The following is a 24,682-nucleotide window of genomic DNA, read 5'->3' on the forward strand; positions in this document are numbered from 1 at the left end:
CTCGTGCGTCAGCGAATGCTCCCCAGCGCGGCGAGCAGCGCGTCGTTCTGCTCCGGGGTGCCGATGCTCACGCGCATGCCTTCGCCCGCGAAGGGCCGCACCAGCACCGCAGGCTCGAGGTCCGCGAGCGCGCCGGCGATCTGCGCCGTCCGCTCACCCGCTGCGAGCCACACGAAGTTGCCCTGCGGCTCCGGTACGTCCCAGCCGAGCTCCGCGAGCGCGGGCACCACACGCTCCCGCTCGGCGACGACGAGCTCCACCCGCTCGAGGAGCTCGTCCTGCGCGTCGAGGGACGCGATCGCGGCGGCCTGAGCGGGCGCTGAGACGGAGAACGGGGTGACGCACGAGCGCACGGGAGCGATGAGTTCCGGATCGCCCGCGACGTAGCCGACGCGCAGTCCGGCCAGGCCGTACGCCTTCGAGAAGGTCCGGGCGATCAGCAGGTTGCGGTGGCGGTCCAGCGCCGCCCGTCCGTCGACCACGTCCGGATCGCGCACGAACTCGACATACGCCTCGTCGAGCCCCACGAGCACCCGCGAGGGCACGCGGGCCAGGAACGCCTCCACCTCCGCCGAGCGCAGCGCGGGACCGGTGGGGTTGTTGGGCGAGCACAGCACGATCACGCGGGTGGCGTCGGTGATCGCACCGGCCATCGCATCGAGGTCGTGGCGCCCGTCCTGGCCAAGCGGCACCTGGACGGGCGTCGCCCCTGTGATCTGGGTGAGGATGGGATATGCCTCGAAGCTGCGCCACGCGAAGATGACCTCGTCGCCCGGCCCGGCGTACGCCTGGAGCACGTGCTGCAGCGCCGCGACCGATCCACCGCCCACGGCGACGGAGGCGGCGGGAAGACCCAGGAACGCGCCGATGCGCTCGTGCAGCTCCACCGCGAACATGTCGGGATAGAGATGGGCGAGCTGCCCCTGCGCTCCGATCGCCTGCGCGACCGAGGGCAGCGGCGGGTAGGGGTTCTCGTTCGAGGACAGCTTGATGGGAGGGAGGCGCTCGGCGCTGCCTCGTGCGCCGGGGACGTAGCGGGGCATGGCGGCGATGGCGGGCCGCGGCTGGGGTCGATCCATGCCTCAAGGATGGCAGGTGTGGGAGACTCCCGGGCATGAAGTTCCTCCTCAACACCGTCGCCATGGCCGTGGCCCTCTGGATCGCCACCCTGCTCCCGTTGGACCTCGCGGTCACGGGAGGCGAGGCCGAGTGGTGGCAGCGCGTGCTGGTGTTCCTGGCCATCGGCGCCGTGATCGTGCTGCTGAACATGATCGTCAAGCCCATCGTCAGTCTGCTCGCACTGCCCATCACCATCCTCACGCTGGGCCTGTTCGCCCTGGTGATCAACTGGTTCATCCTGTGGCTCACCGCCTGGATCTCGGAGCAGGTCGACTTCGTCAACCTCACCGTGGGCGGGTTCTGGCAGACGCTGCTGGCGGCGCTGGTGATCTCGATCGCCTCCGCGATCATGGGCGCAGTTCTGGGATCCCGCCGGGACTGATTCCCGGCACCGGCCGTGGGTCGCGCGGTGGCGACGGCGGCGCGTTCGGACCAGGGGACGGCTCGGTCGCCCGCGATGGGGTGACCGCAGGCGCGTACTCGGTGCGGGCCATCTCGCCTGACCCCAGGAACGCCGATGCGCCGGAGCGCCACGCCGTCAGCGAGGGCCGCAGCGAGGCGTCCGCGGCCCGGCCGATCGCGGCGTAGGAGCCGAGCGCATGGGCGCCCAGGACACTGGCGCCAGCCGCCGCCACGGCCGGGTCGCCTGACTGCTCGAGGTCCGCGACCACGGAGATGACGTTGGCGGCGTCGGGAGTGCGCACGCCATCCAGCTGATGAACGGTCTCCTGCAGGCTCGACAGGTGGATGTACTCGACGCCGTCGATGGGCGCGTTGCGGTCGATGGGCGAGCCCGCGGTGACGACGTGGGTGATCGCCAGCCTGTCCGCGGCCTCGGACGCCGCGATGGTCGCGGCCACGATCCCGCCCTGGCTGTGCCCCACGAGCATCACGGGCTCGGTCGCGCGGATTCCGTGGCGCTCGAGCGCGAGCGCGACCAGGCGCGCAGTGTCGGACGTCCTGCCCACCACCGCCTGACCGTTGCTGAGCCAGTCGAAGGGCGATGCATCCCACAGCGTGTGGTCCGCCGTGCCGGGGATCGACACGATGTGCGAACGCGTGCCGTCCGCGTGCGTGAGGGTGTCGATGGCGACGGCGCCGTGCTCGCCGTAGGGGACGGCCGCCACACCGTCCACGAGGTCCTCGAGTCCGAGTGGGCTCGCCCGCTCCGCGCCGCTGCCGGGGCGGACGTGCACTCCCACCAGCGCTGGCTCGCCGGCCAGCCGTTCGAGCGCGTCCGCCGCCGCCGTCGCGGCCCCCACGGCCGCCTCGTACTGGCTGGGGAGCGGGCCGCGCGGGATGTCGTGGGCGGCGATCGCCGCGCCTGCGGTGTCGCCATTGAGGTAGCCGGTGGTGGGCGGGGGCCCGTCCGGCATCAGGGCCTCGCCCACCGGGTCGTCGCCGGTGATGCGCATCGCCGTGCCGAGAGGCGTCACGCTCCACGCCGCGCCCGCGACCACCCGTGAGGGGAACGCGACCGTCAGCGCCAGGTCCCGCACTGCGCGCCTCGTCCGTTCGAGCACGCTCACGTGGTGGTTCGCCGCCTGCTCGGCCGCCAGGAACCCGTGCGCGACCTGGCTCAGCCGTGCGCTCACGTCGTCGAGCTCTCGCTCGAGGGCGAGGGCCCCGTGCGGTCCGTGGGAGGCGTCCTGGGCGGCGTCCCTCGCGTCGAACACGTAGGGAGCGACCTCCGGCAGCGACCGCGAGTAGGCATCCTCCGCGTTCCACTGCGCGATGCGCAGGGCCTTGGCCGCCTCGCGAAGCTCCTGGGCGGCGCTGGCCAGCACCGCCGCGGCTCGCTCCAGGTCCTCCGTGACCGCACGCTCGCCGCCTGCGCCACCGTGCACGCTGATGGGAGGGGGCGCCGGATCGCTCACAGCTGCCCGCTCCCGTGCGCGGCGATGCGCGCACTGGCCAGGCGGTCGCGCGCATGCTCGACGGCGGCCGCGAGCGCTCCCACCGACGCGGCGAGGGCGTCGATCTCCGCCCGGTACCCGCGTGCGGCCGTGGACGTCCACTCGACTCGCTCGGCCTGGGCGAGCAGGCGCCGGACGTCCTCGACGCAGTCCGCGGCCTGCGCAAGCGGGTGTGGCGGCAGGTAGAGCACGGGTGGCGTCAGGACGGGCACGTCGGTCATGGCTCGACGCTAGGAAACCCGGACCACCACCGCATCGGCCCGCCGCGATCTGTGGAAAACTCACGGACGGACGGCCGGGGCGCCGTGGAACAATGGTCGCCGTGACCGCCTGGAACCCCGCCGCCCTCGTGTCCTTCGCCGCCCTCGAGCCCGCCATCGCGCTGGGCCCGCTGGACGGCCGCTACCGCGCCGCAGCCGCGCCGCTCGTGGACCACCTGTCCGAGCCGGCGCTCAACCGCGCGCGCCTGCACGTCGAGGTCGAGTGGTTCATCCACCTGTGCGAGCGCGCCGCGGTGCCGGGCGCCCGCGCGCTCACCGAGGACGAGACCGCACTGCTGCGCGCCATCCCCGCCGAGTTCGGCGCGGAGGGGATTCGGGAGCACGCGGAGATCGAGAAGGTCACCGTCCACGACGTCAAGGCGATCGAGTACTACATCAAGCGCCGCATCGAGGGCACCAGCCTGTCGCCGCTGGCGGAGCTGGTGCACTTCGCGTGCACCTCGGAGGACATCAACAACCTGTCCTACGCCCTCATGGTGAAGGGCGCCGTGGAGCAGGTATGGCTGCCGGCGGCCGATGCGCTGGCGGGGCAGATCGCCGAGCTCGCCCACGCGACGGCCGGGGTCGCGATGCTCTCCCGCACCCACGGTCAGACCGCGACGCCCACGACCCTGGGCAAGGAGCTCGCCGTGCTGGCGCACCGCCTGCGCCGCCAGCTGCGTCGCGTCGAGAGCCAGGAGTACCTGGGCAAGATCAACGGAGCCACGGGAACGTTCGGTGCCCACACCGCCGCGGTCCCGGACACGGACTGGGTGGCGGTGTCGCAGAGCTTCGTGGAGGGGCTGGGCCTCACGTGGAACCCGCTCACGACGCAGATCGAGAGCCACGACTGGCAGGCCGAGCTGTACGCGGACGTGGCCCGCTTCGGTCGCATCCTGCACAACCTCGCCACCGACGTGTGGACGTACATCTCGCTCGGCTACTTCGCGCAGGCGGCCGTGGCCGGCGCGATCGGCTCGAGCGCGATGCCGCACAAGATCAACCCCATCCGCTTCGAGAACGCGGAGGCCAACCTCGAGATCTCCGCGGCGCTGTTCGACACTCTCGGCTCGACGCTGGTGACCTCGCGGCTGCAGCGCGACCTCACGGACTCGACCTCCCAGCGCAACATCGGTGTGGCGTTCGGTCACTCGCTGCTCGCGATCGACAACGTCCGCCGCGGCCTGGGTGCGCTGTCCGTGAACGAGGCGGCGCTGGCCGCGGACCTGGACGCGTCGTGGGAGGTGCTCGCGGAGCCCATCCAGTCCGCGATGCGCGCGGCGGCCGTCGCCGGGGTGCCTGGCATGGAGAACCCTTACGAGCGGCTCAAGGACCTCACGCGAGGGCAGACCATCGACGCCGGGGCCATCCAGGAGTTCGTGGGCGGGCTGGAGCTGCCGGAGGACGTGAAGTCGCGGCTCTCCGCCCTGACGCCGGGCACCTACGTGGGCCTGGCCGAGGCCTTGGTGGACCGCTACCTCGCCTGACACGCCCCTCCCCAGAATTTGGCACCATTTTCATCGCCTAAGGCCGGTGATGAGGAAGAACTCTCCACCGTGGGCGCCGCCACCGGGCGCTCATCGCCACCCGCGCATCGGCCGTACGTTCCAGCAGTGCACGAAGGTACGTTTCGGGTCGGAACGCACCGCGATGCACTGACGGCTCTCTCGCGTTCAGAGACTGACGCCGTCTCCCACTGACACGAAGCCCGGCGTGATCACGTCCAGGTAGATCGCGACGCGCAGGTCGCGCGTCTCGCCCAGCGCCTTGAGCCACCTGGTCTCGCTGTCGACGCCGTCCTGGGCAAGATCGATCGTGCGGCATCGCTCGACGCGGCCGGCGGTCTCGAACACCGCGGAGCCGATGCGCACCTCGCCGTCCCACTGCTCCTCCTCGAACGGCTCGGTGGTCTCGACCACGAGGTTCGCGCGCAGGCGGCGGGCGTCCGCGTCGACACCCAGCTCGCGGGCGCACCAGTCCAGGGTCGCGGTCCCGATGAGCGAGACGGGCTTGTCGTCGAAGTGCTTCACGTCCGTCTCCGGAGCGATGGCGACGTCCGCGACCAGCGCATCGGACAGCCACGCGTCCAGCTCCGGCTCGCCTACGAGTCCATGCCGAAACCCCGGCCCCGTCACGACCACTCCGCGGTCCTCGGTGTGGGCGCGGAACTCGAACACCCCGTCGCGGCGCGCATGACGTTTGCCGTTCTTGCCTGCGGCGAGCTTCGAGTCGAGGTCACGTACGGCGAACTCCCGGTCGCCCACCAGGCCGCGGGCGTCGACCTCGACGGTCTCGAGGGACTCGCCCCCCATCGACTTCACGGGGTAGCGGCGGATGGACACGACGTGGGCCATGCCCCCAGGTTACGGCCGACCCATGGTCTCCCACGCGTACTGAACCTCGATGGCGCCCTCGTCGTCTCGCGCTGCCGCGGCGGTGACGGCCACGATGTCGGCCTCAGCAACCTGATCAGGGGAGACCGACGGGCACGGCACCAGGGCGGACGCATCCAACAGGACCGCTGAGGTAGGAGCATCGGCCTCGTTCTTGTCGACGAGCATCCCGGACGGCTGTGGAGTCGGATCCGCGACCGCGATCACCCGGCCGTCGAGCGCCGCCACGAAGGTCAGCGATTGGGAGCCCATCCCGTCGTACTGCCAGACGTCGTGGAAGATGCCGTCACCGGAGTCGCTGCCGAGCCCTCCGTTGCCAGGCATCGCTCCACGCGCATCGAAGAACGTGCCATCCGCGTCGAAGGTGGCGGCGGGCCCGGACGGCTCGACGAGGAACGAACGCAGCGAACCTCCGTACCAATCCTCGAGCATGGTCCACACCGCGTCGCCGTCACGCCACTGCGCGTTGGTGACTGCCCACTCGCTCGTGCGTCGCTCAGCCGTCTCGAACACGTACCCGCACTGGTAGGGGGACGATGCGGCGGCCGGGTCGATGCCCGGGCTCGGCGAGGGCGCCGGGCTGGGAGAGGTGGTCGCACCGTCGGTGCCGTCGTCGACGCTTCCAGCCGCGTCGCACACCCACGGCGATTCGGGCCACTCGAGATCGAAGTCGTCGGCGAGCTCGCGCGCGAGGTCCGTCCAGGCCAGACCATCGTCAGGTGCGGCCGATGCGGACACCGCGCGCGGCATCTGCCCGGACAGCGCCACGACGTCCTGCCCGTTCCACGGGCCGTCGTCGTCGGTCACCGTCATCCACCGACCGTCGAGGAGCTGGAAGGCGAAGGTTCCGTCGCCGTTCTTCGCCACGCGGAGCGCGTCGCCCTCCGACAGCCTCACCAGCAGCTCCTGCTCGGGCTCGGCCGCCTCCAGCATCGCCAGCGGCTCGCCGGTCCCCGCATCCAGCACCACGGTGATGACGCGCTGGTCCAGCAGCATCGGCTGGATCGCCACTCCCGGCGTGCTGCTGGCCTGCGAGTCCGGGTCCTCGGTGTTGGTGACGCCGTACACGAGGTCAGGGCGCAGCACCTCCGCATCGATGTGCCAGCGTCCGTCGACGCAGGCGTTCACGGCCGCCTCGGACGGAGGGCTCGGCTCTGGCGTCACGCAGACCACGTCGGGCGCCGCAGCGTCGACCTCGATCACCGCGGAGGGAGCGTCCTCGCCATCCGCCCAGGCGATCAACTCGCCGGAGTCAGTGTCGAGCTCCGCGCGCACCAGCATCCCATCGGACAGCTCGATCGTGTAGGTGCCGTCCTGCTCACGCAACTCGGACTCGCCGCCGAGATCGCTCACGCTGAGCCGTCCGTCCTCGACGAACAGCTCCGCCGAGGCGCCGGACGTCGACGACACCGTGTAGGTCTTGCCGTCGAACTCCACGCTCACGGGTGGAGCGACCGACCACTCCAGTGCGGGCGCGCCGGTCGCACCGGCGCTCGCGGACGACGCGACCGTCCCCGGTGGGCAGTCGCCGGAGGACAGGGGTCCCGCATCGGTCATTCCCGGCAGGCGCACTGCGCCAAAAGCGATCGCTCCCACCGACACCGCGGCCACGGAGCCTACGCCGGCTGCGCGCACGGCCCTGCGCCGCCGCACCCGGCCACGCACGGCGTCCCCGAACGCGCCGTGGAAGTCCTCGCGTCGAGCCGCGCTCGCCTCGTCGCGGCCGGCCCGCGCCAGCAGGTCTCGCAGGTCATCGGTCATGGTCGTGCTCCTTTCAGAGCGGGCGCCTGCACGGGCACCGAGTCAGAGCTGTCGCGCCAGTCGGCGACGGCGTCGAGGTCCGCCGCCAGCCGGGCCGATGCGTCGGAGAGGTAGCGCTTCACGGTTCCCTCGGCGATGCCGAGCCGCGCCGCGATGGCCGGCACCGTGAGGTCCTCGTAGAACCTGAGGACGATGCACGCTCGCTCGCGCGGGCCGAGCCGGGCGAGCGCGTCACGCACGTCGAGCACTGCCGCACGGTCCGTCTCGTGGGGCGGCACCTCGACCACACGATCGTGCGCACGCTGCCGGGACGCTCGCTTGCGGAGACGGTCGATGAAGACCGTGGGGATCGCGCGGCGCACGTATGCCTCGGCGCGGTTCACGTCGTCGAACGCGCGGCCGCGAGAGAAGCTGCGCACCAGCGCGTCTTGGAGCACGTCCTGCGCCTCGGCGTCGTCGCCTCCGGTGAGCAGTCGCGCATAGGCCAGCAGTCCGGCGGCACGCTCGCGCATCACCTGGTCCAGGACCGGCTCCCATCGCGCCACGTGCTGCTCCCTCCGCTGGGCTTCCCGCATTCTCGCCCACACAACGCGGCCCGGCCTGGAAACCGTTGGGGCGCCGCGGCGAAGACGCCGGGCACGCACGCCGCGGCTGCCTCGTTAGAGTGACCGTGACCATGGACCAGCCCGCCGCGACCCCCGCCCCGGAGACCGACGCACCCCCCGCATCGGCCGTTCCCAGCCGGCGTCGCCTGCGCGCGGAGATCGTCATCGTGCTCGGGCTGTCCCTGGGCTACTACGCCATCACCGCGGCGCTGCGCCTCATCGAGCGATACCTCGCGGAGCCGGCGATCGGCAACCAGTCCACCACGATCAACCCGTCGCGCTCGAGCATCGACTACGTGGACCTCGCGCTCCAGGTGATCCGTCAGCTGTACCTGCTGATGCCGGTGTTCCTGGTCCTGTACCTGCTGAGCGAGGGCGGCAGGAGCGCACTGCGACGCCTGGGGCTGACCGGACACGACCACCACTGGTGGAAGGACGTGGGCGTGGGGCTCGGCCTCGCGGCGGTGATCGGGCTGCCGGGGCTCGCCCTGTATGCGGCGGGGCGGGCCATCGGGCAGAGCGTGCGCATCGACACCTCTGGACTGCCCGAGGCGTGGTGGGCGGCGACCATCCTGCTGCTGTCGGCCGCCGTCGCGGGCGTGCTGGAGGAGACCATCGCCGTGGGCTACCTCATGACCCGCCTCAAGGACCTGCGGTGGTCGCCGTACGCAGCCATCGCCGCATCGGCCCTGCTGCGCGGCGCCTACCACCTCTATCAGGGCTGGCCCATGGCGGTGGGCAACGTGGTGATGGGCGTGGTGTTCGCCTCCTGGTTCCATCGCACCGGCCGGCTGGGACCCCTGATCGTCGCGCACTGGACGCTGGATGCCGTCGCGTTCATCGGGCCGGAGATCGTGGGCCAGGAGACGCTCGCGAGCTGGGGTATCAAGTAGTGGCTGCGCCGGGCCGATGCGGGGGTGGCCCGGTGCTCCCGTCGCGCCGCCGCGCGACCTCCTAGACTCGCCTCATGGCCGCGGACAGCTCGTTGCAGGAGGCGCCTGCGGAGAATCCTCTGCGCGGCGTGTCCATCATCGACGAGCCCGAGCAGCGGGTGCATCGCGTGACGGATCTGCTGGCCGCGGCGGGCACCCTCGTGGGGATCGTGCTGACGCTGCTGCTGGGGGCGTACGCCCACGGCACCACGCAGGGCTTCACCGAGGACGTCGAGGGCATCTCCGCGCTGCTGCAGCGGCTGCTGGTGTTCCCGGTCAACATCTTCTCCGGCATCGTCACCCTGGTGGTCCCGGCCGCAGTCATCATCGACCTGGGCATCCGCCGTGAGCCCCGACGCATCCTGGAGGTGCTGGGCGCCGCGGTGCTGGCGTTCATCGTCACCGTGGTCGCGGCGCTCACCACGCTCGAGTGGGGCGCGGATGAGCTGGTCGAGAGCCTGTCGGTGCGCGGCGCCGAGGGCGAGATGGTGGTGCAGCTGCCTGCGTACCTGGCTGCCGTCGCCGCGATGCTCACCGCCGCCGGCCTGCGCACCACGCGCCGCGTGCTGTCCGTGTCCTGGACGCTGCTGTGGATCGCAGCGGCGGTCGCGGTGATCTCCGGCATCGTCACGCTGCCCGCAGCGATCACGGTGGTGCTGATCGGCCGCGCCACGGGCCTCCTGCTGCGCTGGCTGCTGGGATCCAGCGCGGACCGGGCGTACGGCGAGTCGCTCGTGGACGGCATCCGCCGTGCCGGCTTCCAGCCACGACGCCTGGTGAGGGCCGATGCGCACGACGGCTACGAGCCCACGGAGCTCGACGAGGTCTCGGCGGCCATCGGTCGCACCCGCTCGGGCCGCGTCTACGACGTCACCACGGTCGAGGGTCACCACCTGGTGGTCCACGCGCTCGATGGCGATCGTCACGCGGCGGGGTTCCTCGCGAAGCTGTGGAACACGCTGCGCTTTCGCGGCGTCGATGCGCGCGCGGAGGTGAGCCTGCGGCACTCCGCGGAGTCGACCGCGCTCGCTTCGCACGCCGCCCGAACAGCAGGAGTCCGGACCGCGCGCGTGCTGGGGATGAGCCAGGCACGCGACACCATGATCACCGTGTATCAACGGCCCCTCGCGACCAAGGTGCTGACCGACATTCCGGCGGACGAGATCGACGACGCGCTGCTGGACGCGATCTGGGCAGAGGTGGTGCGCGCGCACGACGCTGGCATCGCTCACCGTTCGATCAGCACGGACGCGATCCTGGTGGGCGAGGAGGACGGCTCGGGCTCGCCGGTGGTGTGGCTGACGACGTGGGAGATGGGCGAGGTCGCCTCGTCGACCCTGTCCCGCCGGCTCGACAACGTGCAGATGCTCGCGACCACCGCCGTGGCCGTGGGCGCGGAGCGAGCCGTCGCCGCCGCCTTCCGCGCGCTGGGCGAGGACGCCGTCGAGCAGGTCGCTCCGCTGCTGCAGACCATCGTGCTGCCGCGCGGCACGCGCCAGGCCGTCAAGAAGGACAGGCTGCTGCCGGACATGCGCCAGCGCATCGTCCAGCGCCTGCCCGATGCGGAGATCGAGCAGCAGAACATCGTGCGGTTCGGGTGGCGCACCGTCGCCACCCTGGTGCTCGCCATCGTCGCCGTGGGACTCGTGCTCGCGTTCTTCAACACCCAGGACGTGGTGAGCGCCCTCCAGCAGGCGAACCTCTGGTGGCTGCTGGGCGCGCTGGTGTGGGCGATGTTCACCTTCGTGGGAGCCGCGCTCGCGATGATCGCGTTCTCGCCCATCCGCCTGCCGTGGATACGGGTGCTCCTGGTGCAGGTCGCGGCGGCCTACATCGCGCTCGCTGTGCCTGCCGGCATCGGACCGGCCGCCTTGAACCTGCGCATGCTCACCAAGCGACGCGTGCCGGGTCCGCTCGCGGTGGCCACCGTGGCGCTGGTCCAGGTGAGCGCGATCGTGGTCACCGTGGGCGCGCTGCTGGCCCTCACCCTGGTCACGGGCTCCGAGGGCACTCTCGCCGCGCTGCCCTCCAGCACCGTGCTGCTGGGCGTGGCCGTGATGGTCGCGGTGGTGGTCGCCTTCATGCTCGTGCCCAAGGTTCGCCGTTGGGTCCTGGCGAAGGTGATGCCGCCGCTGCGCCAGACGTGGCCGCGCCTGGTGCAGGTGCTGGGCCAGCCCCTGCGACTGCTGCTGGGACTCACCGGGAACTTCATCCAGACCATCGCCTACGTGGGTGCGTTCTACTGCACCCTTCAGGCGTTCGGCCAGGAGCTCGCGATCATCGACGTCGCGGTGCTCTACTTCATCTCCAACGCGGTGGGCGCCGTGGTGCCCACGCCCGGTGGCCTCGGCGCCGTCGAGGCGGCGCTCATCACCGGCCTCACCACGTCCGCGGGCCTGTCCCTGGGCCTGGCGACCTCGGTGGTGATCATCTACCGCGTCATCACCTACTGGCTGCGCATCCCGCTGGGGTACGTGGCGATGAACTACCTGCAGCGCAAGGGCGAGCTGTAGCGAGTCTCGCGTGGTGATGCTGCGCCGCGGGCCTGACCGCCCACGGCGCGGTCAGCCTCAGGTGCCGGCGAGCATCTCGCGGTAGCCGTCGCGGTAGCTGGGGTAGTCGAGATGTCCCAGCAGCTCGATCACAGCCGTGCCGTCGAAGATGTTGCCCCCGTGAGCCTGGTCCTTCACCTCCGGGGGCGACTCCGTGCCCAGCAGGCCCGCGATGAACGCGGTGACGTCGCCCAGGCGCGCAGGCTCCTGGTCCACGGCATGCAGCATCGAGGCCGGTTGTTCGCTGCGCAGGAGCTCATGCATCGCTCGCACCAGGTCCTTCTGGTGGATCCGGTTGGTGCGCCGCGTCGCATCGATGGGCCGGCCGTCCCGCACGGTCCGCACCAGGAAGTCCCGGCCCGGGCCATAGATGCCTGCAGGACGGACCACCACCGCCCCGAACAGGTCGATCGCGGCGAGCTCCCCCTCGCGGATTCCTCGCGCTCGCTCGGTCTGGGGCAGGGGGATGTCGCTCTCGGTGATGGGCTGGCGCCCCGTCCACCCCTCGAACACCCCCGTCGAGGAGACGAACACCGTCCGCTCGGGGATGGCCGGCAACGCGTGCCGCAAGCGGTCGAGCACGGCGGGATAGCCCTCGGGATCCACGGACGGAGGCAGCGTGACGACCAGCGCGTCCACGTCAGGGAGCGGCTCGGGAAGCGGCTGTCGCAGGTCCGCGCCGATCGCTGCGACGGCGTCCGGCACAGCCGCGGCGTCGCGGCGCAGCGCGATCACCTCGCCGCCGTCCTCGATGAGCAGGGTGGCGAGGTCAGCGCCGAGCTTTCCGAAGCCAACCAGCAACGTCCGGCGGGGGCTCACACCAACCTCATGCCCCACGTCAACGCGTGGGACTCGCCCGGCTCGAGGGTGACCAGCCGCTCGCCGGTGCGGAACGCATCGGCGATGCAGCTCATGGGTTCGATCGCGATGCCTGCACGCCTCACCCCGGGGACCTCGTCGCCGGTGCAGATCTGCCACGCCGTGGCCGCGGCATCGGCCCAGATCTCGATGGTCGAACCGTCCGTCCACCACAACCGGCACCACGACTTGCCCTCGGCATCGGCGATCGGGTCCACCCAGGCGTCGTCGAAGGCGATGCCGTCGAGCGGGCGCGGCGACCGCAGGTCGAAAGCACCGTCGACGGGTGCGTCCATCACCGGCAGCAGCCGCTCGTCCACCGTGACCCGCGATGCGGCGCCCAGCTGCAGCGTGCAATGGTCGAGGTCGGAGCCGCCGGGGGAGAACCATGGGTGGAAGCCCACGCCATACGGCAACGCGTCTGCGCCCGCGTTGCGGGCCACCGTCGTGACGGTCAGGCCGTCATCACCCAGCGCGTAGGTGGTCGCGAGCGCGAGGCGGAACGGATACCCGGGGCTCGGTGCCAGATCGAGGGCCATCGTCACCGCGGACTCGGTGTGCGACTCGACGGTCCACTCCTGCCAGCACACCAGGCCGTGCAGCGCGGTGCCACGATCGGGCTCGGACACGGGCACCTGGAGCTCCTGCCCGCCGAACGAGTACTGACCGTCGCGAAGGCGGTTGGGCCACGGCGCGAGCACCATGCCGTGGTAGGCAGCCGGGAGCTCGTCCGCCGCGAAGGGGAGCACCACATCGCGGCCGCCCACGGTGTACTCGCGCAGCGCTGCCCCCAGGGCGGCGATGGTGGCGTGCTGGTCTCCGTGGGTCAGGGTGGTCTGCTGGCCTGTGAACGTGCGCATGGTGGCACGCTACCGCCTCGCCATGCGGGGCAGCACCGGAAGGGCCCGGCCCTGCCGCGCGAGGCGACTGAGCCGGGCCCTGTGAGAGAAGGCTGACTGATCAGGTCAGCCAGTCGCGGCGGTGAGCTCGTTCATCTCGACGCCCACGTCCGCGGACTTCCAGACCTCGCCGCCGGCGTAGTCGACGGCGTGCACGGTGCCGGTCGCGGGGTCGGTGACGTAGGCCATGCCCTCGACCACGGTGAGCGCCGGGTGGGCGGTCTGCCACTCCTCTGGCACCTCCCACTGCGCGATCACCGGGATGGTCGCGGTGACCTCTCCGGTGGCCGCGTCGAGCACGCGCAGCGCACCGTCGGTGCCGAGCACCAGGGCCTCGCCGTCCGTGCCGCGCGCGATGCCGCGCCACGTGTACGTCGCGTCGTCGCCCACGAACGGGTCCACCACGGTCGAAGTCTCGGCCGCGACGTCGACGAGCAGCACCTGCGACAGGCCGAGGCCTCCCTCGGGGTCGGTCTTGTAGTCGCCCAGCACGATGTCGCTGCCGTCTACAGAGTGCACGTTGCCGGTCCGCACGTAGTCGCCTTCGGCCTGGAGCTTGTGAGCGTGGTCGCCGTGCATCACCAGCACGCCGTCCTCGCAGCCGAACACCACGTACTCGTCGCCGCTCGCGCCGGCGAATGCGGTCTCCCCGTGCACGCCGGGGCACTCGTCGCTGCTAACGACCGTCTCACCGTCAGCGTCGATCGCCATCGCGCCAGAGCGCGACTCTTCGTCGCCGCGCGTCACGTACAGGAGGCCGCCCTCGGTGGCGACGGCCACACCGTGATGGGGCGCATCTGCCGTGTAGTCGCGAATCGAGTGGACATGCGCGTGCTCGACCATGTCCTCCCACTCGCTGATCTCGACGACGGTGACCTCGCCCGTGCCGTCATCCCACAGCGCTGCCAGGTCGCCGTGGGGCACCACGTGGCCCGGAGACTCTGCCTCGATGATCACGTCCGTGAGCGCTGGCTCGCTCGTGAAGTGGTGCGCGTGCTCGCCGTGCGCCTCAGACCACGTTCCGGCGTCCAGCACCGCCCAGCCGCCGGTGGTCGACACCGCGACGTGACGGCCGTCGCCTGCCGGGCTCAGGCGGTTGAAGCCGTCCAGCGGCAGGTCCGCGACGGTCTCGAGAGTGGCCGCGTCGAGCACCACGATGCCGCCGTCGTAGGTCATGACCAGGCGCGGGGTGGCCGCAGCCTGTTCGCTCGCCTCGGTGGCCTCGTCGCCGTGACCGTCATGGTCGTGGTCGTCGTGCGCCTCGTGGGTGGTCGAGGCTGCGGGGTCCGCGTCGGCGGGATCCTCGGTCGCGCACGCGGCGAGCAGCAGCGCGGCGGCTCCCGCTGCTGCGGTGGCGCGGATGGTGGTGGAGAGGGTGGACATGAGTGAACCTGGCCCGTGGGGCCGACCTTTCAATGCGGGGATCGACTGCGGACCTGCGGTCCGCGAGAGCGCTGCCGTGCGCTCAACCGCGACACTAGCGCATCGTGAGAATGATTACCACTTGCATAAAGACTCTCGCCCGTCCGTCCCTCGCTCGGCTCCGAATCTCTCCTGACGCCAGGCCTAGACTCGCTCTCGAGAGGAGCGCCGTTGCTTGATCCCACCGCCGCCGCCTACGCCCTGCTGCTGGGCGCTGTCGCCGCGTTCAACCCGTGTGGCTTCGCGCTGCTCCCTGCCTACATCACCGTGATCGTCACCGGCAGCGCCGATGCCGGCGTCACCCGGGCGGCGGCTCTGCGCCGCGCCGTAGGGTTCGGGCTCGCGATGACGGTGGGGTTCATGGTGATCTTCACCGGGTTCGGGCTGCTGTTCGGCGCGGTCAACATCGGCCTCCAGGGCTCGATCCTCCCGTACCTGTCCTACGTCACCGTCGCGATCGGCGCGGTGCTGATCTGGCTGGGCATCGTGCTGCTGCGCGGCGGAGAGCTGCGCGGCCCGGGCATGCGCATCACCGGCTCCGCGCCCACGCGCGCATTCTGGTCGCAGGTGGGCTACGGCGCCACGTTCGCGCTGGCCTCCATGAGCTGCACCATCGGCTTGTTCCTCGCCGTCGTGGCCCAGGCGCTCGCAGCGCCCGGGCCCGTCGGCGCGGTCGCACCGTTCCTCATCTACGGCGCCGGCATGGGCGCCTCGGTGCTCGCGGTGTCGATCCTCGCCGCCGTCGCCGGCTCCTCCGCGGCCGCCGCGCTGCGCTCCAAGACGCCGGTCCTCATGCGCATCGGCGGCGGGCTCATGGTGCTCGCCGGCATCTACGTCCTGCTCTTCGGCCTCGCGGAGGTGCTGCCCCGCTACGGCATCGACGCCCTCAATGAGGTGCTCCACACCACCGCGCGCTGGCAGGGCGCCGTCGCCCAGTGGATCGAGTCGTGGGGCACGGTCGCCCTGATCGTGTTCGTCGCCGTGGTGGCGATCGCCACGGTGGTCATCCTGCTCCTGGGGCGCCGGGCCGATGCGCGAGCAGCAGCCACGAAAGCGGAAGCAGAGCCGGTCGAGCCTGTCGCATCGGCCGCTCCCAGCCGCATCCAGGTCGCCGACAAGGCGACGCTGGACGCGCTGCGCGCGTCCACCAAGAAGGACTAGCTCTCCGCCAGCCGCTCGGCCTGCGCCAGGATGTCCTCGGTGGTCAGGCCGGCGCCACCCTTCTCGTAGGTGCCGTCGTCATTGACGAACAGGAAGGCTGGCTGCAGCGCGACGCCGAAGTCCGCCCACAGAGTGCCGTCCTCGTCCAGCACGTGGGTCGCGTCGCCGGTGCCGGTGAAGTCCAGGAACTCGCCCACCTCGTTCTCGTCGGTGATGCGGCCCGCGATGCCCACCAGCTCGACGCCCTCGGGCATCTGGGCGATCGCATCGGCGACGTAGTCCTGGCCCTCGACCAGACAGGTAGGGCACCACGGCGCCCAGAACCACAGGATCACGTCGCGGTGCTTGAGGGACTCGCCCTCGAGCGTGCCGCCTGCCGCGGTCGCAGCCGTGAAGTCGAAGGGTCCCGGCTGGGCGGGCGGGGACGACTCGGCTGGACGCTCAGCCGATCCCGTCGTCGCATCCGTCGTCGCGGTGGTCGCGCTCTCGCTCGAAGCCGTGCAGCCCGCGAGCACCAGGCTCGTCACCGCCGCCGCACCCAACATCCGTAGTCTCATCGGTCCTCCTCGACCATGTGAACGTTCATTCTACGCTCGGAGGGGATTCGGAGACAGAGCGAAACCGGATGGGTCAGGACGCGGCGAGCTGCTCCGCGGCCTCGATGATCTGAGCCTCGCCCGAGGAGCCGGGCATGGTCTCGAACGTGCCGTCGTCGTTGATGAGCACCAGTGCGGGCTGGTAGGAGACACCAAAGTTGGACCACAGCGAGCCGTCCTCGGTGAAGATGTGCTCGATGTCGCCCAGACCGTATTCCTCGACGAACTGCTGCGAGGACGCGAGGTCCGCGTTGCCAGGCAGGCCATAGATGGTGACCCCGTCCGGAAGCTGCTCGTTGGCCGCGGCGACTGCCGGTGCCTCCGACTGGCAGATCGGGCACCATGACGCCCACACCCACACGATCGCGTCCTGACCCACGAGCGAGGCGCCGTCGAACTCGGCGCCGGCGAGCGTGGTGGTGGTGAACTGCAGGGCCTCGGGGACCTCGACGGACTCCATCGAGTCGTCGCTCATCGCGTCGTCCTCCATGGCGTCCGCCTCGTCGGTGGGCTCCTCCATGGCGTCGTCCATCGCGTCGTGCGTGGCGGACATCTCGGGCTCGGGTGAGGCGCCCGGCGACTCGGGCTCTGCGGCGGTGGCGCAGGCGGTGAGGGCGAGAGCGGACGCTCCCGCGAGGACGGCAAGGCGTGCGGCAAAGGTCGTCATGCTGAGGATTCGGAGTGCTGACGAGGGCGGATGGGTGGCGCTGACCTACAGGTCCGGGGCCATGTCCGCGAAGTGCGCGTAGTCCTTCTTGAACGCGACCGCGATGGTGTCGGTGGGGCCGGCGCGGTGCTTGGCGACGATGAAGTCAGCCTCGCCCGGACGGTTGTCGCGGTCGTAGGCATCGTCGCGATGCAGCAGGATCACGATGTCCGCGTCCTGCTCGATCGCGCCGGACTCGCGCATGTCGGACAGCATGGGCTTCTTCTCCGTGCGCTGCTCGGGACCACGGTTGAGCTGCGAGATCGCGATGACCGGGACCTCGATCTCCTTCGCGAGCAGCTTGAGCGCACGCGAGAACTCGGAGACCTCCTGCTGGCGGGACTCGACCTTGCGGCCCGAGCTCATCAGCTGGAGGTAGTCGACCACCACGAGCTGCAGGTCGTGCTGCTGCTTGAGGCGGCGGCACTTCGCACGGATCTCCATGAGCGACATGTTGGGCGAGTCGTCGATGTAGAGCGGCGCGCTCGAGACCTTCGCGGCGGTCTGCGCGAGGCGTTCCCAGTCGTTCGGGCCCATCGGTCCCTTGGTCAGGCGCGAGAGCTTCACGCCCGCCTCCGCGGACAGCATGCGCTTGGTGATCTCCTCGCGGCTCATCTCGAGCGAGAAGATCACGGAGGCCTTGCCGTGCTTGATCGACGCCGCGCGCGCGATGTCGAGGCCGAGCGTGGACTTTCCGATGGCCGGACGCGCTGCGAGCACGATCATCTGGCCGCCCTGCAGGCCGCCCGTGAGCTCGTCGAGCTGCGTGAAGCCGGTGGGGATGCCCAGCATCTGACCGTCGCGAGCGGACGCCATCTCGACCTGCGAGAGCGTCTGCTCCATCACGTCGCCGATGGACAGGTAGTCCTGCGAGTTGCGACGCTCGGTGACGGCGAAGATCTCCGCCTGAGCGCCGTCGACCACCATGTCGACCTCAGCGCCGTCGGAGTCGTAGCCCATCGACGCGATGCGCGTGCCGGCCTCGACCAGGCGCCGCAGGATGGACTGCTCGCGCACCAGGCGCGCGTAGTAGCCGGCTGAGGCGGCGGACGGCACGATCGCGATGAGCGTGTGCAGGTACTCGGCGCCGCCGATGCGGCTCAGCTGGTTGGTGCGCTGGAGCTCGGCGCTGACAGTGAGGGCGTCCACCGGGTCGCCGGAGTTGTAGAGCTTGACCGCGACGTCGAAGATGATCTCGTGCGCGGGCTTGTAGAAGTCATCCGCGCGGACGGACTCGATGACGTCCGCCATCGCGTCCTTCGACAGCAGCATGGAGCCGAGCACGGACTGCTCGGCCTCGAGGTTCTGAGGGGGCAGACGGTCATAGGTGCTCGGCTCAGGTCCGTAGGACGCCTCGAGCTCCTCGACTGACATGACACTCCCTTTCTGTCCCGGTGAGACGAGTGTCTCTCCGGGGACTGACACGCCAAGGTAGGGGCTGCGGCGAGCCCGCACAAGTCGAGTTCTCGCTCCCCCGTGGACAGCCCGTGGATACACGCCGTGTGCACAGTGGAGGAACTGTGCAGAACCCCGGGGGCGCACTGTGGACAGGTGTGTGGATTGCGTGTCGCAAATGTCGCGCCCACTACTGCTACCTGGACTGATACTGCTTTCAACGCTGTGGACAACGCTTGGGAGAAAGTCGTCGGCGTGTCGGCTCCCGGCGTGTCGGGTGTTCAGTTATCCACACCCGCGCGTCGTCCCTGGTGGAAGCCTCCTGCTCCCCTGAGCCGCGCATCGGCCGTCCAGAGCCTGCCACTCCCGGACAGCCCGAACCAATCCGGACGGGACGCGCCGGCTCGTAGCTCGACATCCCGGATATCGCACCGCGTGTCTCACCGAGGATGGTTCGAACTGTCGGGAGGGCCGGACCCCGCGCACGCGAAAGGCCCGGCCCCGCCTGAGCGGGACCGGGCCTGACGGCTCAGTGAAGAGCTACTTCGCAGCCACCACGTTGACCTCGACGGCAGCCGAGAGGTCGTCGTGCAGGGAGACCTGCACCGTGTAGGTGCCCAGCGCCTTGATGGGCTGAGCGATGTGGATGCGGCGCTTGTCGACCTTGGCGCGGTCGCCGATCGCCGCGGCGATGTCCGCCGGCGTCACGGCACCGAAGAGGCGGCCGGACTCGCCCGCCTTCGCCTCGACGGTCACCGAGTTCGCCTGGAGCGAGTCGCGGGCGGCCTGGGCCTCCTCGACGCTGGCGATCTCCTTGTCGCGACGCGACTTGCGCAGCGTCTCGATCTGCTTCTCCGCACCAGCGGACCACGGGGTGGCCAGCTTGCGGGGAACCAGGTAATTGCGTGCGTAGCCGTCCTTGACGTCGACCACGTCGCCGGCGATGCCGAGGCCGGAGACCTCGTGGGTCAGGATGAGCTTTGCCATGTCTGACCCCCGATCAGCGGCCGGAGCCGGCGTAGGGGAGAAGGGCCATCTCGCGGGCGACCTTGATCGCGCGCGCGATCTCGCGCTGCTCCTGGACCGAGACGCCGGTGACCCGACGCGAGCGGATCTTGCCGCGGTCCGAGATGAACTTGCGCAGCAGCGCGGTGTCCTTGTAGTCGACCGTGGTGACCTTGGCCGCCTTGAGCGGGTTCACCTTCTTGCGCGGCTTGCGAATGTCGTGCTTAGCCATGTGTGGAACTCCTGAAGTGGAAAAGTATTAGAACGGGGGCTCGTCCGACGCGGGGGCCGAGGCCCACGGGTCGTTCGAGGATCCGCCTGCCGGCGCGGAGGCGCCGCCGCCGAAGCCGCCCTGGCCGCCGGAGCCGCCCTGACGCTGCGTACGGTTCACCTTGGCGGTGGCGTATCGCAGCGAGGGACCAACCTCGTCGGCCTGCATCTCGACAACGGTGCGCTTCTCGCCGTTCGACTCGAACGAGCGCTGCACGAGGCGGCCGGTCACGATGACCCGCATGCCCTTGGTGAGCGACTCGGCCACGTTCTCCGCGGCCTCACGCCACAGGGAGCAGCGCATGAACAGGGTCTCTCCGTCCTTCCACTCGTTCGACTGGCGGTCGAACGTGCGGGGGGTGGACGCCACCGTGAAGTTGACGACCGCGGCGCCGGACTGGATGAATCTCAGCTCCGGGTCGCCGGTGAGGTTGCCGATCACGGTGATCTGAGTCTCGCCTGCCATGTGTGTCCCCTTAGGTGTCGTGTCGTGTCGTTGGTTGCAGTCGGGAGCAGTCGCTACTTGGCGTCGGGACGCAGCAGCTTGGTGCGAAGAATGGACTCGTTGAGGCCGAGCTGACGCTCGAGCTCCTTGGCCGTGGCGGACTCGGAGGTGAAGTTGATCACCGCGTAGACGCCATCGTTCTTCTTCTTGATGGGGTATGCCAGGCGACGGCGGCCCCACACATCGACCTTGTCGACGGTGCCCTTGTCGCTGGTGACCACGTTCAGGTACTTGTCGAGCGACGGCTGGACCGTGCGCTCATCCACCTCGGGGTCGAGGATGACCATCATTTCGTACTGACGCATCGATTACCCACCTCCTCTGGACTCATGCGGCCACGGACGTTCCGTGGCAGGAGGGTTGTGATGCAAGCGGTCCCGGGTGCCGGGAGGCGTCGGGACCACCGACAAGGATACCTTGCGCGGCCTGCCGCCGCGATCCCTGTCCACAGGTAGCCTCGTACGCGTGAGCGAACTGCGGGTGGAGCACTGGGAGAACGACCGTTTCATGGACGCCGCGCGCGCCTTCGGCGAGCCTGTGCCCATCGAGCAGGCACCGGCGTGGGACGCGTTCGACGAGGCGGTCGAGGGCCGGACGCCGTGGCGTCGCCTGGCCATCCTGGACACGGCCGATGCCGTGGTCGCGCTGATCGCGCTCACGGAGTTCGAGGGGCGCGGCTTCACCTACCTGTGGGCCAAGCACGGCCCGATGTGGCCGTCGCGTCCCACGGCCGATGCGGAGGCCGCGGTGCGCGCGGCGGTGGTCGACTACGTGCGGGCCGAGGCTCCGTCGGTCGCCTTCGTGCGCCTGCACGCCTGGCACGAGGCAGCGGACCTCCACGAGCTGCTGCAGACGGTCACGTACGACACCACGGTCGTGATCGACCTGACCCGCTCCGAGGACGAGATCCTCGCGTCCTTCACCAAGCGCGGCCGCTACAAGACCCGCAAGGTCCTCAAGGACGAGGACATGACGGTCACGGATGAGTCCGGGATGAGCGCGGAGGGCTTCCGCGAGCTGTACGAGATCTACCGGGAGACCGCCGAGCGCGACGGGTTCGGCATCTTCCCCATGGACGTGTACACGACGATGCTCGCGTCGCTGGGCGAGCACGCGCGGGTATTCGTGGCCCGCCGCCACGACACCGGGCCGGAGGGGGACCTCGAGCCGGGCCGCGCGGTCTCCTGGGTGATCTCGCTGGTTCACGACGGCGCTGGCGTGGACTTCTACGCCGGTGGCAACCGCGAAGCGCGCGACACGAACGCCGCGATCCTGCTCAAGTGGAGGATCTTCACGACCCTGAAGGCGGAGGGCGTGACCCGCTACGACCTCATGGGCGTGGGCTCGGACCGGGCACCCCAGCTGGCGGGCGTGGGGGAGTTCAAGCACCAGTTCGGGGACGACGTCGCGGTCGACGGCGCGTGGGACGTGCCGGTGAAGCCGCTGCGCTACCGCGCGCTGGTCGCAGCGCTGAAGGCCAAGCGCGCGCTGCGCCGGTAGACGCCCCAGCCCGCGCATCGGCCATGCGCCGCCGCGCTGCTGCGGACAGTTCGCACCACATCAGCGGCGACACGCCGCGCGCGCAGCGGCGTCGCGCCCCTGCGGCCGGCGCCTCGACCGCGACTTGGTTCGAACTGTCCGTGGGGCGGGGGCCGCGCGCTGCGCCGCTAGGGCAGCGCGGGACTGACCGTCGGCGCCGGTGACGGCGGCGGCGTGGGCTCGGGGTCGGGCTCCTCGGTGGTCTCCTCGGGCTCCGGCTCGGGCTCCTCGGTGGTCTGCTCCGGCTCCGGCTCGGGCTCGGGCGCCTCCGTGGTCTCCGTGACCTCAGGGGTGGGTGACGGCGAGGGGGAGGGCTGACGGATGGGGATGTCCTCGCCCACGTTCGCTCGTGCGGGGAAGTCGACGATCTCCATGGGCTCGAGGATGGGGCCCATCATCGCGGTCCACACGGCTGCTGGCACCGTCGAGCCGGTGATCTGAGAGAAGCCGCCAAAGGGAGTGATCTGCTCGGCGGAGCCGTCCTCGCCCACCTGGTAGAGCGCCACGGCACCGACGATCTGCGGGCTGAAGCCCACGAACCACGCCGAGCGGTTGTCGTTGGACGTTCCCGTCTTGCCGGCGAGCGGTCGACCCAGCTCCTTGGCGGTCTGCCCCGAACCGAAGTTGACGACCTGCTGCATCGCGAACGTCGTGTCAGCCATGACGTCCTCGGCGAAGATGCGCTCGGGCTCGACCTCCTGCTCGAACACCGGCTCTCCCGCGACGTCCGTCACGGACGCGACCAGGTACGCCTCCGTCCGCAGCCCGCCGGACGCGATGGTCGCGTACGCGGAGGCCATGTCGAGCGGGTGCGGCGAGGCCGAGCCCAGGACGTTCGCAGGGTTCGCGTCCAGGTCCAGGGTGTCCTCCGGCAGGCCCGCGGCGATGGCGGTCTCCATGGTCACCTGCGGGGTGACGTCCTCGTTCAGGCCCACATAGGCGGTGTTGATGGAGTCCTGGGTGGCCTTGACCAGGTCCACGACCCCGTAGTCGACTCCCCCGAAGTTGCGCACGGGGCGCTCGAAGCCCTCGAACTCCATCTCGTTGTTGGCGAGGTACTCGCTGCCCAGGCCGATGCCGCGCTCGAGGCCCGCGATGAGCGCGAACGGCTTGAACGTGGAGCCCGCCTGCGCGATGTCCTGGGTGACGGCGTTGCGCTGGATCTCGAGGTAGTCCGGGCCGCCGTACATGGACGTGATCGCGCCCGTCGCGGAGTCCACGGTCACGGCGGCGACGCGCAGGTTGTCCGCGTGGTCGTCCGGCATGGTGGCGACGGCCTCTTCGGCCGCGTCCTGGTGCTCGGGGAGGATCGTGGTCGTGATGCGATAGCCGAGCGACTCGATCTCCTCGCGCGTCACGCCGGTCTTCTCCACCACCTCATCGATGGCCGCCTGCAGGATGTAGCCCTCGGTGCCGGCGAACACGTCCTCCTGCTGATAGTCGATGGGCTCCGGGAACTCGGTGATGTCGTCGCGCTCGGCCTGCGTCAGGAAGCCGGCGTCGACCATGCCGTCGAGCACGTAGTTCCAGCGCTCCTCCGCCTTGTCGTGGTCCACGCGCGGGTCCCACGCGCTGGGCGCGGGGATGAGTCCCGCGAGCATCGCGGACTCGGACAGGGTGAGGTCCGCCGCGTCCTTGCCGTAGTACTGCTCGGCGGCGGCCTGGATGCCGTACGCGCCGCGCCCGAAGTAGATGGTGTTGAGGTAGTTCCCGAGCACCTCCTCCTTGGACTGCTCCTGGTCGATCTTGAGCGCCAGCAGGGTCTCGTCGATCTTCCCCTGGATCGAGGTGGTGGTCTCGCCCACGTAGTAGCGCTCGACGTACTGCTGGGTGATCGAGGAGCCACCGCGCGGCTGGTTGAGCACCACGGTCTCGAACATCGCGCGGCTCATGCCGAGGATGTTGATGCCGGGGTTGGTGTAGAAGCTGCGGTCCTCCGCCGCGACCACCGCGTCGCCCACGTACGTGGGGAGGTCGTCGTAGTCGACGACCTCGCGGTCCACGACGCCGATGCGCCCCATCTCCGTCTCGCCGTCCGCGAAGTAGAAGATCGAGGACTGCGCCTGCGCGAAGTCGTCCGGGTCGGGGACGTCCAGCTGCGTGTAGCGGATGAACAGCGCGATCGCGCCGATCAGGCTGACGGCCAGCAGTGCGATGAGCGCCCAGATGCCGATGCGCCACAGCCACCGGCGCCAGGTGGGCCAGTCGTCGCGCTTGGAGCCCTTGCCGCCGCCGTTGCCGCTGCCACCGCCCTTGGCCGTGGTGCTGGGCTTGGATGCGGCCGATGCGCCGGTCGCCTTCGCGCCGGCGGCTCGCGTGGAGGTGCGAGGCTTGGCGCCGGTGGACCGGCGGGTGGGCTGCGCGCCGGTGGGCCGGCGCGTGGGCTGCTTGCCCGTGACGGGTGCGCCGGTGGCGCTCCACGGCGGGATCCCGTTGGCCATCGCGACGGTGCCCGCGCCAGGTGCGGACGCCGTGCGCTGGATGCCGGTGGAGGGGCGCACGGGAGCCGCCGCGGAGGCGGGGCTCGCGCTGATGCGCGGAGTGTTCATGCCGGTATCGCTCACAGTGTCTTCACCCTAGAGAGTTCAGGGGCGGGTGCGGCGCAGGTGGCCGGGGGCGTCGAGCTCCCCGGGGCGTGCAGCCGGACCGCGCCGTTGCTTGTGTCACCAACGCTCGAGCGGCTTCAGACGTGCCCGCGACCCTCGGTGAGTCCGACTTCGAACGGTACTCGATGTATCGCCGCGATACAACAAGGTGCTAGTGTTGACGTCTGATCCACCAGCCGTCA

General features: G+C 70.4%; 23 protein-coding genes. 6 read left to right on the forward strand and 17 right to left on the reverse strand.

Annotated elements, in window-relative coordinates; genetic code table 11:
• Positions 1-8 precede the first annotated feature (8 nt).
• Positions 9-1,079: a histidinol-phosphate transaminase gene (locus Dac01nite_RS03945; protein WP_203653511.1), complete on the reverse strand. Its 1,071-nt coding sequence runs from the start codon at positions 1,077-1,079 to the stop codon at positions 9-11.
• 35 nt (positions 1,080-1,114) lie between these two features.
• Here Dac01nite_RS03945 and Dac01nite_RS03950 point away from each other — a divergent pair, with 35 nt between their 5' ends.
• The gene (locus Dac01nite_RS03950; RefSeq protein WP_203653512.1) at positions 1,115-1,501 is read left to right on the forward strand and encodes a phage holin family protein; all 387 of its coding nucleotides are present in this window, start codon (positions 1,115-1,117) and stop codon (positions 1,499-1,501) included.
• Here the strand turns inward: Dac01nite_RS03950 and Dac01nite_RS03955 are convergent.
• Together Dac01nite_RS03955 and Dac01nite_RS03960 are read right to left on the reverse strand one after the other, a co-directional pair.
• Complete coding sequence (locus Dac01nite_RS03955) at positions 1,467-2,996, reverse strand: PGAP1-like alpha/beta domain-containing protein (protein WP_203653513.1); 1,530 nt, start codon at positions 2,994-2,996, stop codon at positions 1,467-1,469. The genes Dac01nite_RS03950 and Dac01nite_RS03955 overlap by 35 nt on opposite strands.
• The gene (locus Dac01nite_RS03960) at positions 2,993-3,256 is read right to left on the reverse strand and encodes a hypothetical protein (RefSeq protein WP_203653514.1); all 264 of its coding nucleotides are present in this window, start codon (positions 3,254-3,256) and stop codon (positions 2,993-2,995) included. Before Dac01nite_RS03960 ends, Dac01nite_RS03955 begins: the two co-directional genes overlap by 4 nt.
• Positions 3,257-3,348: 92 nt before the next feature.
• On the opposite strand from Dac01nite_RS03960, the gene purB reads away from it, so the two are divergent.
• Positions 3,349-4,782, forward strand: coding sequence for an adenylosuccinate lyase (gene purB / locus Dac01nite_RS03965; RefSeq protein WP_203653515.1), 1,434 nt, complete (start codon positions 3,349-3,351; stop codon positions 4,780-4,782).
• A 186-nt stretch (positions 4,783-4,968) separates the two neighbouring features.
• Here purB and Dac01nite_RS03970 read toward each other — a convergent pair whose 3' ends face one another.
• From Dac01nite_RS03970 to Dac01nite_RS03980, 3 genes are read right to left on the reverse strand one after another with little or no spacing between them, the layout of a single operon-like run.
• Entirely contained in the window at positions 4,969-5,649 is a 681-nt protein-coding gene (locus Dac01nite_RS03970; RefSeq protein WP_203653517.1) for an MOSC domain-containing protein, read from the reverse strand.
• A 9-nt stretch (positions 5,650-5,658) separates the two neighbouring features.
• Positions 5,659-7,449: a hypothetical protein gene (locus tag Dac01nite_RS03975; RefSeq protein ID WP_203653518.1), complete on the reverse strand. Its 1,791-nt coding sequence runs from the start codon at positions 7,447-7,449 to the stop codon at positions 5,659-5,661.
• Positions 7,446-7,994, reverse strand: a complete 549-nt coding sequence (locus tag Dac01nite_RS03980) for an RNA polymerase sigma factor (RefSeq protein ID WP_239066488.1) — start codon at positions 7,992-7,994, stop codon at positions 7,446-7,448. Before Dac01nite_RS03980 ends, Dac01nite_RS03975 begins: the two co-directional genes overlap by 4 nt.
• 131 nt (positions 7,995-8,125) lie before the next feature.
• Here Dac01nite_RS03980 and Dac01nite_RS03985 point away from each other — a divergent pair, with 131 nt between their 5' ends.
• Both Dac01nite_RS03985 and Dac01nite_RS03990 read left to right on the forward strand, forming a co-directional pair.
• The gene (locus Dac01nite_RS03985) at positions 8,126-8,947 is read left to right on the forward strand and encodes a CPBP family intramembrane glutamic endopeptidase (RefSeq protein ID WP_203653520.1); all 822 of its coding nucleotides are present in this window, start codon (positions 8,126-8,128) and stop codon (positions 8,945-8,947) included.
• 74 nt (positions 8,948-9,021) lie between these two features.
• Positions 9,022-11,499, forward strand: coding sequence for a lysylphosphatidylglycerol synthase transmembrane domain-containing protein (locus Dac01nite_RS03990; protein ID WP_203653521.1), 2,478 nt, complete (start codon positions 9,022-9,024; stop codon positions 11,497-11,499).
• Between the two features lie 57 nt (positions 11,500-11,556).
• On the opposite strand, the gene Dac01nite_RS03995 is transcribed toward Dac01nite_RS03990, so the two are convergent.
• The 3 genes from Dac01nite_RS03995 to Dac01nite_RS04005 all read right to left on the reverse strand — a co-directional run bounded on the left by Dac01nite_RS03995 (position 11,557) and on the right by Dac01nite_RS04005 (position 14,678).
• The gene (locus Dac01nite_RS03995; protein WP_239066489.1) at positions 11,557-12,357 is read right to left on the reverse strand and encodes a Rossmann-fold NAD(P)-binding domain-containing protein; all 801 of its coding nucleotides are present in this window, start codon (positions 12,355-12,357) and stop codon (positions 11,557-11,559) included.
• On the reverse strand, positions 12,354-13,256 hold the full coding sequence (locus Dac01nite_RS04000; RefSeq protein ID WP_203653524.1) for an aldose 1-epimerase family protein: 903 nt from the start codon (positions 13,254-13,256) through the stop codon (positions 12,354-12,356). The genes Dac01nite_RS03995 and Dac01nite_RS04000 overlap by 4 nt, the downstream gene beginning before the upstream one ends.
• A 105-nt stretch (positions 13,257-13,361) precedes the next feature.
• A complete protein-coding gene (locus tag Dac01nite_RS04005) occupies positions 13,362-14,678 on the reverse strand; it encodes a YncE family protein (RefSeq protein ID WP_203653526.1) in 1,317 nt (438 codons plus the stop codon).
• 210 nt (positions 14,679-14,888) lie between these two features.
• Here Dac01nite_RS04005 and Dac01nite_RS04010 point away from each other — a divergent pair, with 210 nt between their 5' ends.
• Complete coding sequence (locus Dac01nite_RS04010) at positions 14,889-15,878, forward strand: cytochrome c biogenesis CcdA family protein (RefSeq protein WP_203653528.1); 990 nt, start codon at positions 14,889-14,891, stop codon at positions 15,876-15,878.
• Here the strand turns inward: Dac01nite_RS04010 and Dac01nite_RS04015 are convergent.
• The 7 genes from Dac01nite_RS04015 to rpsF form a co-directional block, all read right to left on the reverse strand.
• Positions 15,875-16,435, reverse strand: coding sequence for a redoxin family protein (locus Dac01nite_RS04015; RefSeq protein ID WP_203653529.1), 561 nt, complete (start codon positions 16,433-16,435; stop codon positions 15,875-15,877). The two genes, Dac01nite_RS04010 and Dac01nite_RS04015, sit on opposite strands and share 4 nt — an antisense overlap.
• A gap of 73 nt (positions 16,436-16,508) precedes the next feature.
• Positions 16,509-17,141, reverse strand: coding sequence for a redoxin domain-containing protein (locus tag Dac01nite_RS04020; RefSeq protein WP_203653530.1), 633 nt, complete (start codon positions 17,139-17,141; stop codon positions 16,509-16,511).
• A gap of 45 nt (positions 17,142-17,186) precedes the next feature.
• A complete protein-coding gene (gene dnaB / locus Dac01nite_RS04025) occupies positions 17,187-18,554 on the reverse strand; it encodes a replicative DNA helicase (RefSeq protein ID WP_203653531.1) in 1,368 nt (455 codons plus the stop codon).
• Between the two features lie 561 nt (positions 18,555-19,115).
• Complete coding sequence (rplI, locus tag Dac01nite_RS04030; protein WP_203653532.1) at positions 19,116-19,562, reverse strand: 50S ribosomal protein L9; 447 nt, start codon at positions 19,560-19,562, stop codon at positions 19,116-19,118.
• A gap of 13 nt (positions 19,563-19,575) precedes the next feature.
• Positions 19,576-19,812: a 30S ribosomal protein S18 gene (rpsR, locus tag Dac01nite_RS04035; RefSeq protein ID WP_084038993.1), complete on the reverse strand. Its 237-nt coding sequence runs from the start codon at positions 19,810-19,812 to the stop codon at positions 19,576-19,578.
• 27 nt (positions 19,813-19,839) lie between these two features.
• Entirely contained in the window at positions 19,840-20,316 is a 477-nt protein-coding gene (locus Dac01nite_RS04040; RefSeq protein WP_203653533.1) for a single-stranded DNA-binding protein, read from the reverse strand.
• 53 nt (positions 20,317-20,369) lie between these two features.
• Complete coding sequence (gene rpsF / locus Dac01nite_RS04045) at positions 20,370-20,660, reverse strand: 30S ribosomal protein S6 (RefSeq protein WP_203653534.1); 291 nt, start codon at positions 20,658-20,660, stop codon at positions 20,370-20,372.
• A gap of 160 nt (positions 20,661-20,820) precedes the next feature.
• On the opposite strand from rpsF, the gene Dac01nite_RS04050 reads away from it, so the two are divergent.
• A complete protein-coding gene (locus tag Dac01nite_RS04050; RefSeq protein WP_203653539.1) occupies positions 20,821-21,855 on the forward strand; it encodes a lipid II:glycine glycyltransferase FemX in 1,035 nt (344 codons plus the stop codon).
• Positions 21,856-22,022: 167 nt separating this feature from the next.
• Here Dac01nite_RS04050 and Dac01nite_RS04055 read toward each other — a convergent pair whose 3' ends face one another.
• Positions 22,023-24,443 (reverse strand): transglycosylase domain-containing protein, encoded by a 2,421-nt coding sequence (locus tag Dac01nite_RS04055; RefSeq protein WP_203653541.1) that lies wholly within the window; start codon positions 24,441-24,443, stop codon positions 22,023-22,025.
• Between the last annotated feature and the right edge of the window lie 239 nt (positions 24,444-24,682).

Origin of the sequence: Demequina activiva (genome assembly GCF_016862815.1) — a bacterium.
Lineage (GTDB): Bacteria > Actinomycetota > Actinomycetes > Actinomycetales > Demequinaceae > Demequina > Demequina activiva.